At 69.6% G+C, this 12,465-nt stretch carries 16 protein-coding genes; 11 read left to right on the top strand and 5 right to left on the bottom strand.

The genetic code is table 11. The features are described from left to right. Window positions 1–5: 5 nt before the first annotated feature. Window positions 6–614, bottom strand: a complete 609-nt coding sequence (locus FM119_RS08350) for a TetR/AcrR family transcriptional regulator (protein WP_087137215.1) — start codon at window positions 612–614, stop codon at window positions 6–8. 160 nt (window positions 615–774) lie between these two features. Here FM119_RS08350 and FM119_RS08345 point away from each other — a divergent pair, with 160 nt between their 5' ends. Then, window positions 775–1,290 (top strand): GNAT family N-acetyltransferase, encoded by a 516-nt coding sequence (locus FM119_RS08345; RefSeq protein ID WP_087137214.1) that lies wholly within the window; start codon window positions 775–777, stop codon window positions 1,288–1,290. A gap of 101 nt (window positions 1,291–1,391) precedes the next feature. Here the strand turns inward: FM119_RS08345 and FM119_RS08340 are convergent, their stop codons facing one another. After that, window positions 1,392–2,048 (bottom strand): DUF4190 domain-containing protein, encoded by a 657-nt coding sequence (locus FM119_RS08340; RefSeq protein ID WP_087137213.1) that lies wholly within the window; start codon window positions 2,046–2,048, stop codon window positions 1,392–1,394. A 251-nt stretch (window positions 2,049–2,299) separates the two neighbouring features. Between FM119_RS08340 and rpsF the strand changes: the two genes are divergently transcribed. From rpsF to FM119_RS08305, 7 genes are all read left to right on the top strand, one after another. Continuing rightward, the gene (gene rpsF / locus FM119_RS08335) at window positions 2,300–2,650 is read left to right on the top strand and encodes a 30S ribosomal protein S6 (RefSeq protein ID WP_420845584.1); all 351 of its coding nucleotides are present in this window, start codon (window positions 2,300–2,302) and stop codon (window positions 2,648–2,650) included. Between the two features lie 5 nt (window positions 2,651–2,655). Continuing rightward, complete coding sequence (locus FM119_RS08330) at window positions 2,656–3,177, top strand: single-stranded DNA-binding protein (protein ID WP_087137211.1); 522 nt, start codon at window positions 2,656–2,658, stop codon at window positions 3,175–3,177. Window positions 3,178–3,229: 52 nt separating this feature from the next. After that, entirely contained in the window at window positions 3,230–3,487 is a 258-nt protein-coding gene (gene rpsR, locus FM119_RS08325) for a 30S ribosomal protein S18 (protein WP_087137210.1), read from the top strand. Between the two features lie 13 nt (window positions 3,488–3,500). Then, the gene (rplI, locus tag FM119_RS08320) at window positions 3,501–3,953 is read left to right on the top strand and encodes a 50S ribosomal protein L9 (protein WP_087137209.1); all 453 of its coding nucleotides are present in this window, start codon (window positions 3,501–3,503) and stop codon (window positions 3,951–3,953) included. A gap of 814 nt (window positions 3,954–4,767) precedes the next feature. Beyond that, a complete protein-coding gene (gene dnaB / locus FM119_RS08315; RefSeq protein WP_420845583.1) occupies window positions 4,768–6,132 on the top strand; it encodes a replicative DNA helicase in 1,365 nt (454 codons plus the stop codon). A 114-nt stretch (window positions 6,133–6,246) separates the two neighbouring features. After that, window positions 6,247–6,891, top strand: a complete 645-nt coding sequence (locus FM119_RS08310) for a DUF308 domain-containing protein (protein WP_087137207.1) — start codon at window positions 6,247–6,249, stop codon at window positions 6,889–6,891. Then, window positions 6,888–7,175, top strand: a complete 288-nt coding sequence (locus tag FM119_RS08305; RefSeq protein WP_179205270.1) for an ABC transporter ATP-binding protein — start codon at window positions 6,888–6,890, stop codon at window positions 7,173–7,175. Before FM119_RS08310 ends, FM119_RS08305 begins: the two co-directional genes overlap by 4 nt. Window positions 7,176–7,306: 131 nt before the next feature. On the opposite strand, the gene purB is transcribed toward FM119_RS08305, so the two are convergent. Together purB and FM119_RS08295 are read right to left on the bottom strand one after the other, a co-directional pair. Next, the gene (purB, locus tag FM119_RS08300; RefSeq protein ID WP_087137206.1) at window positions 7,307–8,689 is read right to left on the bottom strand and encodes an adenylosuccinate lyase; all 1,383 of its coding nucleotides are present in this window, start codon (window positions 8,687–8,689) and stop codon (window positions 7,307–7,309) included. Between the two features lie 51 nt (window positions 8,690–8,740). Beyond that, window positions 8,741–9,250 carry a low molecular weight protein-tyrosine-phosphatase gene (locus FM119_RS08295; protein WP_179205269.1) on the bottom strand — a complete coding sequence of 170 codons (510 nt, stop codon included), beginning with the start codon at window positions 9,248–9,250 and terminating at the stop codon, window positions 8,741–8,743. Window positions 9,251–9,475: 225 nt separating this feature from the next. Here FM119_RS08295 and FM119_RS08290 point away from each other — a divergent pair, with 225 nt between their 5' ends. Both FM119_RS08290 and FM119_RS08285 read left to right on the top strand, forming a co-directional pair. After that, window positions 9,476–9,721, top strand: a complete 246-nt coding sequence (locus tag FM119_RS08290) for a hypothetical protein (protein WP_087137205.1) — start codon at window positions 9,476–9,478, stop codon at window positions 9,719–9,721. Between the two features lie 19 nt (window positions 9,722–9,740). After that, window positions 9,741–10,937, top strand: a complete 1,197-nt coding sequence (locus tag FM119_RS08285; protein ID WP_143822659.1) for an alpha/beta hydrolase family protein — start codon at window positions 9,741–9,743, stop codon at window positions 10,935–10,937. Here FM119_RS08285 and FM119_RS08280 read toward each other — a convergent pair. Next, window positions 10,891–11,280 (bottom strand): phage holin family protein, encoded by a 390-nt coding sequence (locus FM119_RS08280; RefSeq protein ID WP_087137203.1) that lies wholly within the window; start codon window positions 11,278–11,280, stop codon window positions 10,891–10,893. The two genes, FM119_RS08285 and FM119_RS08280, sit on opposite strands and share 47 nt — an antisense overlap. Window positions 11,281–11,343: 63 nt before the next feature. Between FM119_RS08280 and FM119_RS08275 the strand changes: the two genes are divergently transcribed. Further along, window positions 11,344–12,462 carry a histidinol-phosphate transaminase gene (locus FM119_RS08275; RefSeq protein WP_245827393.1) on the top strand — a complete coding sequence of 373 codons (1,119 nt, stop codon included), beginning with the start codon at window positions 11,344–11,346 and terminating at the stop codon, window positions 12,460–12,462. Window positions 12,463–12,465 lie beyond the last annotated feature (3 nt).

The following is a 12,465-nucleotide window of genomic DNA, read 5'->3' as shown; positions in this document are numbered from 1 at the left end:
ACAGCCTACGGTCTCGGGGCCAGGGCGGTGCGGATCGCGCCGTCGACCGCGGAGCGCCTGACGCGGCGGTCGTAGCGATCGGGATCGGCGGTGCTCAGTGTGTTCAGGCCCTCGACGGTGGCGGACAGCGCGAGCGCCCTCTCCTCGCACTCCCGCTCCCCCAGCTCGGGGAGCGCCCGGCCGATGAGGGCGGCGCACCGGCCGAGGAACGCGTGGTTGCCCTGCCTGTGCCGTTCGGCGAGCACGGGGTCGGACAGCGAGGCGGCCAGGAACCCGAGCCACACCCTGGCGTCCTCGTTGCGGTCGGTTCCGTCGTCCTCCCCCGGTCCGGCGTCGACGCTGCGCAGCAGGAACAGCCGCAGCACGTCCGCGGGCCCGCGCGTTCCGTCGTCGAGGGCGTCCGCGTGGCTCGTGCCACGGCTGTGCAGCAGTTCGCGCGCGTGCAGGAGCAGGGCACGCTTGTCGGCGAAGGCGTGCAGGACGAGGCCGGTGGTGCATCCGGCCTCGGCGGCGACGGCGCGCAGCGTGAGCCCGGAGACCCCGTCCCTGGCCAGGACGGTCCAGGTGGCGGCGGACAGGCGTTCGCGCCGGTCGTCGTCTCTCGTGCGGGTCATGCTGCCGGGCTCCTCTCTGGGGGTCGGCGGGAACGGAGGCCCGCGGGGCTGGTTCCCGCACGCGGCTCTCGGGGGTGCTGTGCTGGTCGCCGTGTCCGGGGTCTGAGCACAGCGTAACAAGTGTTACCGTAACGTTTGTTACGACGAGAGGACCCGATTCATGACGACCCCACTCCGCATCGACAGCGTCGCCTGGGATGACCCGGACGCGACATCGCTGCGCGCCGCCCAGCGGGCCGAGCTCGACTCCCGCTACGGCAACGACGACCACGAGTACGGCGCGGCCCCGACGGCCGACTCGGTCAGCGTCTTCCTCGTCGCCCGCGCGGCGGACGGCTCAGCGCTCGGCTGCGGTGGGCTGCGACCGCTCGGCGACGGGGTGGTCGAGCTCAAGCGGATGTACGTGGTGCCCGAGTCCCGCGGCAGGGGCGTCGCCGTCGCCGTGCTCAGGGCGCTCGAATCGGCCGCACGGGCGGAGGGGGCGACGCGGATGCTGCTCGAGGCCGGCGACAGGCAGCCGGAGGCGATCCGGCTGTACGAGCGGGAGGGCTACCGGCGGATCGAGCGCTTCGGCGCCTACGCGGACGACCCGCACTCGATCTGCTTCGAGCGTGTGCTCTCCCCCGCTGAGCCCAGTATCGCCGCCCCGCCCCCGGTCCAGGGCTCTGCGGGGTAGGCGTCGCTGACCGCGGCACACGGAGCCGCGCCGGTGGACGACGAGGGCCCCGACCGTCATCCGGTCGGGGCACTCGGGGTTCTGTGCTCGGCGCTGCCGGGTCAGAAGGTGCTTGCCGAGCAGCTGACGCTCGTGGTGCCGCTCTGGCTGTCGACGACCTCGCCGTCGAGGATGAGCTCGCAGGTGACCTCCTGGTCACTGGTCTCGTAGTCGCCCGTGACGACGAGGGAGGCGGCGTCGTAGCCCTCGAGGGTGGCGGTCTCGGACCACTCCTCCGCGGTGATGTCGGTGGACGAGCTGCTGCCCCCGGTGCTGTAGCTGACGCTCGCGTCGCCCGAGTTGACCGAGGCGCGGAACTCGAGCTCGTACACGGCCTCCGACTGCTCGGTGTACTCGTCTGTGTAGTTGTTGGCGGTGGAGATCGCGGTTGCGAAGACGATCGCGGAGATGATGATCACGATGATCGAGATCAGCACGCCGACGCCACCGGTGATGATGCCGGTCAGCGACATGCCCTTCGCCTGGCGCTTGCGGAGCGCGACGATTCCGAGGACGAGCGCCACGATCCCGAGCGGTGCGGCCAGCAGCGGGAACCAGCACAGCACGACGGAGAGGATTCCGAGGACGAGGGCGGTGATCGCGAGGCCATTCCCCTGGCCCTGAGGGGCGGACGGTCCCTGCGGTGCCACGGGCGGCGCCGGCGGCACGGGCGGGACGGCGGGTCCGTCGGTGGGAGGCGTGGGTGTCTGGTCGGACATGGAGATGGTCCCTTGCGTCGTGTCAGTGGTGACAGTCCAGAAGTCTAAGGGAACTCACAGGCATACGTGCCTGGCGTTTTCTGCACGCCGATCGGCCCATGGCTCGCTTAAGGCTGTGGCCTCCGATAGGGTTGCAGGGTTGCCCCCGTGCATCCTGCACACCGGCGACGATGCAACAACCCTCCTGCTGCAGAAATCCTGCAGCCGTTAAGTCCGAAGGAGGTGGGTTAGTGACGCATCAGTACGAACTCATGGTGATTCTGGACCCCGAGATTGACGAGCGCACCGTTGCTCCCAGTCTCGACAAGTTCCTCAACGTCATCCGCAACGACGGTGGCACGATCGACAACGTCGACATCTGGGGCCGCCGCCGTCTCGCCTACGAGATCAACAAGAAGAGCGAGGGCATCTACGCCGTCGTCGACTTCACCGCGACCAGCGAGGCGACGAACGAGCTCGACCGTCAGCTGAAGCTGTCCGAGGCCGTCATGCGCACGAAGGTGCTGCGTGCCGAAGAGGCGATCGCCCAGGTCGAGGCCGAGGCCAAGCGTCAGGACGCCAAGGCAGCCCGCAAGGCTGCCTCCGTCAAGAAGGACGCCTAGTCCCGATGGCCGGCGAAACCGTCATCACCGTCGTGGGGAACCTCACGGCCGACCCTGAGCTGCGCTACACGCAGTCCGGACTGGCCGTGGCGAACTTCACCATCGCCTCGACCCCTCGCACCTTCGACCGTCAGTCGAACGAGTGGAAGGACGGCGAGGCGCTCTTCCTGCGCGCCAGTGTGTGGCGCGAGTTCGCCGAGAACGTCGCCGGCTCGCTGACGAAGGGCCAGCGCGTGATCGCGCAGGGTCGTCTGCGTCAGCGCTCCTACGACACCAAGGAGGGCGAGAAGCGCACCGTCATCGAGCTCGAGGTCGACGAGATCGGCCCGAGCCTCCGCTACGCGACCGCGCAGGTCACCCGCACCAGTGGCGGGGGCGGCGGCGGAAACCGCGGTCAGGGGCAGGTCCAGCAGCAGCAGTACCCGTCGAACGACGAGCCGTGGGCCGCGTCCGGTCCCGCCGTCTCCGGCGGCGGTGCTGGCGGCTGGAACACGCCGGGATCGTTCGGCGACGACACCCCCTTCTGATTCCCGTCCCGCATGCCGGGACACACATCTTTCTTATCGATAAGGAAAAACTATGGCTGGAAAGTCAAGCGGCACGAGCCGCAAGCCCCGCGGGAAGGGCGCCAAGGTCGTCGCTCCCGCGAAGGCGATCCGCGTCGGCGTCATCGACTACAAGGACGTCGCGACCCTCCGCAAGTTCGTCTCTGAGCGCGGCAAGATCCGTGCGCGCCGCATCACCGGCGTCTCCGTCCAGGAGCAGCGTCTCATCGCACGTGCCGTCAAGAACGCGCGTGAGATGGCGCTCCTCCCCTACGCCGGCTCCGGCCGCTAAGGAGTAACGAATCATGTCGAAGCTCATTCTCACGCACGAGGTCGATGGCCTCGGAACCCCCGGCGACGTCGTCGAGGTCAAGAACGGTTACGCCCGCAACTACCTGGTCCCCCAGGGCTTCGCGGTCGTCTGGTCGCGTGGCGGTCAGAAGCAGGTCGAGCAGATCAAGGCCGCGCGCAGCGCTCGTGCCCTGGCCTCGCTCGAGGACGCTCAGGCGTTCAAGGCCTCGCTCGAGGGCACCGCGGTCAAGCTCGCCGTCAAGGCCGGCAACGAGGGTCGTCTGTTCGGCTCGGTCAAGCCCGCGCAGATCGCTGACGCGGTCGCCGAGGCCGGCCTCGGCCAGATCGACAAGCGCAAGGTCCAGATCGTCAACCCGATCAAGGTCGTGGGCAGCCACGAGGCGACCGTCCGTCTGCACGAGGACGTTCTCGCCACCATCACGCTCCAGGTCGTCGCGGCCAAGTAGCGCCACCCGCGTCTCGCGGTGACAGAAGGGGGAGGGCTTCGGCCCTCCCCCTTCGTCGTGCGCGGACACCGCTGGTGCGCGGACACCGCTGGTGCGCGGACGCCGCTGGTGCACGGTGGCCGCTCGTCCGCGGGCGTGCGCGGGCGAATGCAGCGGTCCGGGCTGGGCGCGCAGCCGACTCGGGCGCGTGCCGGCGGTCGGCCCGCCTTGAGGGCTGTTCACGCCGCCTCACCGTCCTGTCCGCGCGTGCGAATGTGACGATGCCGAGCGCCGGGTGAACGGGCCACGACGGGGATGGCGCGAGGCTGGCTGACACCCCGTTTCGGGGGGTGTTTTCCCCAGAGAAGTACACATAGCGCAACGTCAAGCCCGATGCTTCAACCCTTACTTGAGGTCGGTTTTTCCCCACAGGGTGTGGAGCAAGGAAATCCCTGGTCAGATCAATAAAGTGAAATGTTACTCCCCATGCTGTCCACAGGTTTTTTCCCTGGTTGTTCACAAGGGCGACGGCGTTGCGCCCACGTTTTCCACCGCATTGTCCACAGGTCTGATTTGGCCTGGATCGCCGGGGCTCCCTAGGGTGAATCGACCGTGCCGAACCGGTTCCGTCCGGCACCTCGGCCCTCCGGCTCGACGACGTTCGAGTGTCGGTGGCTGCTGCTCTACTGAAACCGTTCAGTGCCGTGGCATCCACTGGGACGTTCGGACCAATCCCGTGTCGGCCAGTGGGTGTCGGCTAGCGGGTTACGGCCGACCGGCCACTGGGCCCGGTTTCCTTCGGGCCGGCGGTTCGTGATCAGAAAGAAGGCGTCCGGTGTCACTTGCTCAGATCGGCTCCATGCCCACCGAGGAGCCGCGTCACGACCGGACGCCGCCGCATGACCTCCTCGCCGAGCAGTCGGCGCTCGGAGGCATGCTCCTGTCCAAGGATGCCGTGGCCGACGTGGTCGAGACGGTCAGGGGCCAGGACTTCTACATCCCCAAGCACGAGATCGTGTTCGACGCCCTGCTGTCGTTGTACGCCAGGGGCGAGCCGACCGACGTCATCGCTGTCACCGACGAGCTGGTCAAGACCGGCGACCTCAGCCGTGCCGGTGGCGCCGACTACCTGCACACCCTCACCTCGCTCGTGCCGACGGCGGCGAATGCGGGCTACTACGCGAGCATCGTCGCCGAGCGTGCCCTCCTGCGCCGGCTGGTCGAGGCCGGGACGCGGATCGTTCAGATGGGCTACTCGGGCGAGGGGGAGGTCCTCGACCTGGTGAACAACGCCCAGGCAGAGATCTACAGCGTCGCCGGCGGGGTCGAGACCGAGGACTACGTCCCGCTGAGCGACGCGGTCGGCGTTGCCATGAGCGAGATCGAGGCCGCGGAGGGCGCCGACGGCGGAATGGCCGGAACGCCGACAGGCTTCGCCGAGATGGACGACCTCACCAACGGCTTCCACGGAGGGCAGCTGATCATCGTCGCCGCCCGTCCGGCGATGGGAAAGTCCACCCTCGCCCTCGACTTCGCGCGGTCGGCGGCGATCGCCCACAACATGCCCGCGATCTTCTTCTCGCTCGAGATGGGTAGGAGCGAGATCGCCATGCGCCTGCTGTCGGCCGAGGCCAGCGTCCCGCTGCAGTCGATGCGCAAGGGCGAGATGGACGACCGCGACTGGACGAAGGTCGCGTCCACGCGGGGCAAGATCAACGACGCGCCGCTGTACATCGACGACAGCCCCAACATGACGCTCGTCGAGATCCGTGCCAAATGCCGTCGGCTCAAGCAGAAGGTCGGGCTCAAGCTCGTCGTCATCGACTACCTGCAGCTGATGACCAGCGGCAAGCGGGTCGAGAGCAGGCAGCAGGAGGTCTCCGAGTTCTCCCGTGCGCTGAAGCTGCTCGCTAAGGAGCTGCAGGTCCCGGTCATCGCGCTGTCCCAGCTGAACCGTGCGTCCGAGCAGCGCGCCGACAAGATGCCGGCGGTCAGCGACCTGCGCGAGTCCGGCTCGCTCGAGCAGGACGCCGATATGGTCATCCTGCTGCACAGGGAGAGCGTGTACGAGAAGGACAGCCCGCGCGCGGGCGAGGCCGACCTGATCGTGGCCAAGCACCGCAACGGCCCGACACGGACCGTGACCGTCGCGTTCCACGGCCACTACTCGCGCTTCGCGGACCTCGCTCCGGGGATCTGACACCGTCGGGTTTCGGCCGCCCCGGGCGGATCGCTGTCGCGACCGTGCGGTCGGGCGTGCGGTGCGCGGCACGTAGACTGGGGTGACCCCGCACCAGATGAGAGAGGGCCAACTGTGCCAGGCACGACGTCCACAACGACGGGAGCGTTCCCGTACTGGGGCCCGCTCGCCCTCCGCGGCGTGCTCAGCTTCGCAGCCGGCATGGCCGTGACGTTCTCGACGGACCACTCCGAGTCCCGCGGCATGCTCATCTTTGGCGTCTTCGCCATCGTGAGCGCCCTCGCCGTCGGCCCGTGGAGCGCCCGGGTGCTTGAACGGCCGTGGAGCGTCTACAGCATCGTGCAGGCTGCAATCACGCTGGTGGCAGGTATCGCGGCTCTGGTGCTCGTGTCGTCGGAGGTGCGCGTTTGGCTGCTTCTCGTCGCGGTCTGGGCGGGTGCCAGCGGCATCGTCGAGCTCATCGGAGGGCTCCGAGCCCGCGGGCGCCAGCCGTTCTCCAAGGAGTGGGTCTTCACCGCGGTGCTGACAATGGTGCTCGCGGTCGTCTTCGTTCTCGTCCCGGCGGACTTCTTCGTGCAGTACGGCGGCACGGAGAACGTGCCCGGTGCGCAGACCGCCTCGGTGCTGACGCTCGGCGCCTTCGGCGCGTACGCGGCGATCGTCGGCGTGTACCTCGTCATCGCCGCACTCAGCTACAAGTGGGGGACCGAGTCGACCGTGCGCGACGCTGCCCCCGCCGATCAGGAGGTCGCCCGGTGAGCACCGAGCCCCGCAAGCCCAGCCGCCGCGAGATCCTCAAGCCGGTCGAGCTGATCGTGATCTCCGCCATCCTTGGCGTTTTCACTGGCCTGATCACGCTCATGTCGACCCGCGACGTGATCTTCGCGCTGATCGCCTTCGGCATCGCCTTCATCGTGTCGCTGGTGGGGATCGCGATGTTCGCGCTCTCGGTCAAGCCCGATGACCTCGAGCGCAACGACATCAGGCTGCAGGACGGCGACGAGGACAACAAGCCCGGAACGGGCGGAGGCCGCGGACACTGATCGGTGGCCGTTGAGCGACGGCCCGTGATCTGTGGCCGTCGATCTGCGGCAACTGCGCCGTGATCCCCGTGCAGTGACCGTCACGCTGCGGAGCGGCTGCCCGGCGGGGACGGCGCCCCGCCGGGCATTCCTCAGGGGAGCAGGTCGACGAGCGAGTCGGACAGCCCGACGTAGCCGGCAGGGGTGAGGGCGAGTAGGCGCGCCTTCGCAGCGTCACCGATGTCCAGCCCCGACACGAACTCGGCGAGCTCGGCAGCGCCGATCCGCTTGCCCCGTGTCAGATCCTTGAGGAGCGCGTAGGGATCGCTGATCTGGGAACGACCCGCGACGACCTCGGCCCTGATGACGGTCTGGATCGCCTCGCCGAGGATCTCCCAGTTGGAATCGAGGTCGGCGGCGAGCACCGCGCGGTCGAGATCGATCTCGCCGAGGCCCCGACGCAGGTTGTCGAGGGCGAGCAGTGAGTGCCCCAGCGCGACCCCGATGTTCCGCTGCGTCGTCGAGTCCGTCAGATCACGCTGCAGCCGACTGGTGACCAGCGTCGCCGCGAGCGAGTCGAGGAGCGCGCTGGACAGCTCGAGGTTCGCCTCGGCGTTCTCGAAGCGGATGGGGTTGATCTTGTGCGGCATCGTCGACGAACCGGTCGCCCCGGCCTGCGGGATCTGCCGGAAGTAGCCGAGCGAGATGTACGTCCACGCGTCGGTGGCGAGGTTGTGCAGCACCCGGTTGGCGTGCGAGATGCGGCTGTAGAGCTCGGCCTGCCAGTCGTGTGACTCGATCTGCGTGGTGAGCGGGTTCCACACCAGACCGAGGGACTCGACGAACTCGCGGGACACCCCGGTCCAGTCGACGTCGGGGTCCGCGACCAGGTGGGCCGCGAACGTCCCCGTCGCACCCGAGAACTTGCCGAGGTACTCGGTGCCGTCGACCTGGGCGGCGATGCGCTCCAGCCGCCACGCGGTGACCGCGAGCTCGCGGCCCATCGTCGTCGGCGTGGCCGGCTGCCCGTGGGTGCGCGAGAGCATCGCATCGCCCCGGTACTCGTGCGCGCTCTCCCTGAGGGCGCTCACCACGCTGCGAAGCGCCGGCAGCCAGACGCTCTGGACCGCGCTGGACACGGTGAGAGCGTACGAGAGGTTGTTGATGTCCTCGCTCGTGCAGGTGATGTGCGTGAGCTCCGCGATGTGACCGAGGTCGAGGGACTCCAGACGGTCCCTGACGAGGTACTCGACCGCCTTGACGTCGTGGCGGGTGACCGCCTCCTTCTCGGCCAGCCAGGCGATCTCCGACTCGCCGAAGTCGACGTAGAGCGCGCGCAGGGCGTGCTGCTGCTCGTCGGTCAGCGGCGACGATCCGAACATGGAGTGCTCGGTGAGGTAGATGATCCACTCGACCTCGACCTGGACCCTCGCCCTGTTGAGGCCGGCCTCGGACAGGTAATCGCCGAGGGGTCCGACGGCGGTGCGGTACCGGCCGTCCAGCGGGCTCAGCGGCTGCGGAGGAAGTGAGGTCATCGGTTGGCTCCCTAGTGGATGACTGGTGTGGTCAGCGAACGGCCGGCGTGATCAGGTGATCGCCGGCCTGATCTGGCGGAACAGCTGCGCCGACGCTTCCTCAATCATGCCCAAAACCTGCTCGAACGCCGCATCGTCGCGGTAATAGGGGTCGGGGACGTCGCGGGATGCGGCCTGTGCAGGGTCGAAACTGAGCAGAGTGGCGACCTTGCTCCTGTCCGACTCGCTCGGCGCCCAGTCGCGCAGCGCCCGCTCGTGACTGCTGTCGAGCGCGACGACGAGGTCGAGATCGGGGAACCAGGCCGGATCGAACTGCTGGGCGCGCCGCCCGAGGAGCGGGTACCCGTGACGGGTCAGCGCCTCGAGCGTGCGGTGGTCGGGAGGCTCTCCGACGTGCCAGTCCCCGATGCCAGCCGACCGGACCGCGACGTGATCCTGGAGCCCCGCCGTGCTGACCTGATGCTGGAAGATCGCCTCGGCCATGGGGGAGCGGCAGATGTTCCCCGCGCAGACAAAAGCGATGCCGAAGCGATCGTTCTGGGCCAGGCGTGGGGGCAGCATGCCACCCATTGTGATGGACGCGGCGTGACCGCGCCACGCCGTGCTGCCGAAACCCTCCCCGAGGGGGAGACGCGGCCCGTCGTGCACAATGCGCCGTGCACGGCGTCCGCACCGCCCTGTCGGGTGCAGTCTGCGACGCGTGGACAGCGACGACGGCAGGCAGCACGAGGGGGTACGGGATGGGGACGATCGGCGGACACAGCGGCGCGGGAAAGGACGCGGGGAGTGGAGTACTGGGGTCGGGATCTGCCGGGGGGAGCGCCGTTCCTGTCGGCCGTGTCGGACGGGGGTGCGGCGACGGAGCTGGTCGACCGCGTCCGCTCGATCGATCTGGGTCCGCGGATCCTCGATCTGGCCGCACCCTGGCACTCGCCGGCGGCGGCGGCCTGTGCGGCGCGTCTCGTCGAGATCGGCGACAGTCATCGCCGCGTCGTCGCCCTGCTGGACGCCGCGGTTCTCGTCGCGGGCTGACGACGCGGGGGAGGTCCGAGTGAGCGAGGACCCGAGTCCGGTGGTCACGAGCGGTTTCATCTCGGTCGACACCGACCGGCTCTTCACCGCGGCCGCGGCCGTGTGGGATCGTGCCGAGCAACTGCAGTCCTGCCTGGACGACTGCGGACGGCACGACGGTCTCGGCGGAGAGGGCTTCGTCCAGGCGCGGGGAGCGCTCGCGGTGCTCGTGGAGGACTGCGTGCGCCTGGCCCGGACGCTCCGGCAGGCGGCCGAGCGCAGCGAGGAGGGCGAGACCGCCATCAGCGCGGGACTGAGCGCTGCCGGGCCAGGCTTCGCTCCGGTCGCGTCGGGCTATGCCGAGCCCGTCGGAGCGGCCGCGTTCGTCGTCCTGGCGACCGAGCGAGTCGTGGGCGCCAGAGCCGACCCCCGCTCCGCTCGGCGATATGCAGCTATTGCTGCGCGGCTCTCCGGGGCGGGGGAGGGGCCGGTCTCCGCTCGGGCGGGGGATCCCGAGCCGGTCAGGGCCCCGGCGACGTTGGCCGCCCACCTGGAGCGCATCCCCGACGGCGGCCCGCAGCTGCGCATCGACAGGTATCCGGGCTCCCGCGGGGGATCGGACACGGTCGTCGCCTACATCTCCGGAACACGGGACGACCCCGACGGGTCCGAACCCTTCGACCTCTCGAGCAACCTCGCGGGGGTGTCCGGCCGGGTCGGCGCCTCGCAGCGGGCGGTGGAGCAGGCGCTGTCCGACGCGGGGGTCGCGGAGGGGGATCGTGTGCACCTCGTCGGCTACAGCCAGGGTGCGCTCATCGCCTCGCGCATCGCGGCGGACGGGCGTTTCCCCGTCGAATCCACCACGGGCTTCGGCTCACCCGGCGACGGCATCGTGCCCGGCCGGGGTGTGGCGGCTCTCACCGTGCGCCACTCGGACGATCCCGTGCCTGTCCTGTCCGGCGGTGAGCCGAGTGGCCACGACCCTGGCCGCGTCGTCGTCACGGCACCGAGCGGTGCCGGGGCGGCCGCCGCCGTCGGCGCCGCGGGGCACGCACGGGAACGCTACCTGCGGACCGCCTCGGCGGCCGACCGGGCGGCCGACCCGCGAGTGGTCGGCCACGTCTCCGCGATCGTGCCGCCCGGAGCGGTAGGCGAGAGCCGGGGATACCGGCTCACCGAGCACACGGAGCTCAGTCGTCGCGGGCGGTCCGGAGCACCGAGTTCAGGAGGGCGTTGAAGACCGAGATCAGGAGCGCCCCCAGGACACCCCACCAGAATCCGTCCACGACGAGGCCGAAGCCGAACCACGACGTCACCCCCGCGGTGATCAGCAGGAGCAGCCCGTTGACGAGGAACGAGATCAGTCCGAGCGTGAGCACGTAGAGGGGGAAGGCGACGATCCGGATCACCGTGCCGATGACGGCGTTCACCACCGCGAACACGAGCGCGACCACCGCGTAGCTGAGCAGCTCCGGCCCGACACCGTCGGCGAAGGCGCGGACGCTGACGCCCGCGAGCAGCAGGGTGGTCAGCCAGATGGCGACGGCGTTGGTGACGATGCGGAGCAGGAAACCGGTCATGACGCCATACTCACACGGCCGCAATATTCTCGGGGCCGAATCGGGCGGCCGTAGACTCGACGGGTGACATCAACGACTCGGACCCAGGTGCGGCTGCGGCCGGAGATCGCCGGGCTTCCCGCGTACCGGCAGGGCCGCCCGGCCGCGAGCGACGCGCTCAAACTGTCGAGCAATGAGAACCCCTTCCCGCCCCTTCCCGGCGTGGTCGAGGCCGCTGTCGGGGACGGAGCCATCAACCGCTACCCCGACGCCACGGCCGCCAGGCTTCGCGCCGCGCTCGCGGCCCGCTTCGACGTCGACGTCGACGAGGTGCACGTCGGAGCGGGCTCGGTCTCGCTGATCGCCCAGCTCCTCCTCGCCGTCGCAGGAGCGGGCGACGAGGTCGTCTACCCGTGGCGCTCCTTCGAGGCGTACCCCTCGCTCGTGACCGTGACCGGTGCGACGAGCGTCCAGGTGCCCCTCACCGCCGACCACCGGCACGACCTCGACGCCATGGCCGACGCCATCGGTGACCGCACGAGGGCCGTCATCGTCTGCTCGCCCAACAATCCGACCGGGTCGATCGTCACCGAGACGGAGCTGCGTTCGTTCCTCGACCGTGTCCCGGAGTCCGTGCTCGTCATCCTCGACGAGGCGTATCGCGAGTTCGTCGTCGACCCGTCCATCGCCGACGGGGCGAGCATCGTCAGGGAGCACCCGAACGTCGTCCTGCTGCGGACCTTCAGCAAGGCCTACGGCCTCGCGGGTCTGCGCGTCGGCTATGCGATCGGCGACAGGGCCCTCCTCGACGCCGCCAGGTCGACCGCGATCCCGCTCGCCGTCACCGGTCTCGCCGAGAACGCCGCCCTGGAGTCGCTCGCGCGGGACGACGAGATGCTCGAGCGCGTCTCCGTGCTCGTCGGGCGCCGGTCCGAACAGCTCGACGCGGTCCGCGCCGCGGGGCTGCGCGTGCCCGAGCCGCACGGCAACTTCCTCTGGCTCGACGCGGGGGAGCAGACCGGGGCCGTCGCCGGAGTGCTCGAACGGCACGGGATCATCGGACGGGCGTTCCCCGGCTCCGGGGTCCGCATCAGCATCGGGGAGCAGGAGGCGACGGCGCGCCTGACCGCCGCCGCCGCAGAGATCGTCGCCCTCCTGGAGCCGGGACACCCGCTCCTGGGCGGCCCGTCACGGAAGGGTTAGCCT

This window comes from Mycetocola reblochoni REB411 (assembly GCF_900163835.1).
Lineage (GTDB): Bacteria > Actinomycetota > Actinomycetes > Actinomycetales > Microbacteriaceae > Mycetocola_B > Mycetocola_B reblochoni.
This window is presented reverse-complemented; position numbering and strand designations above follow the sequence as displayed.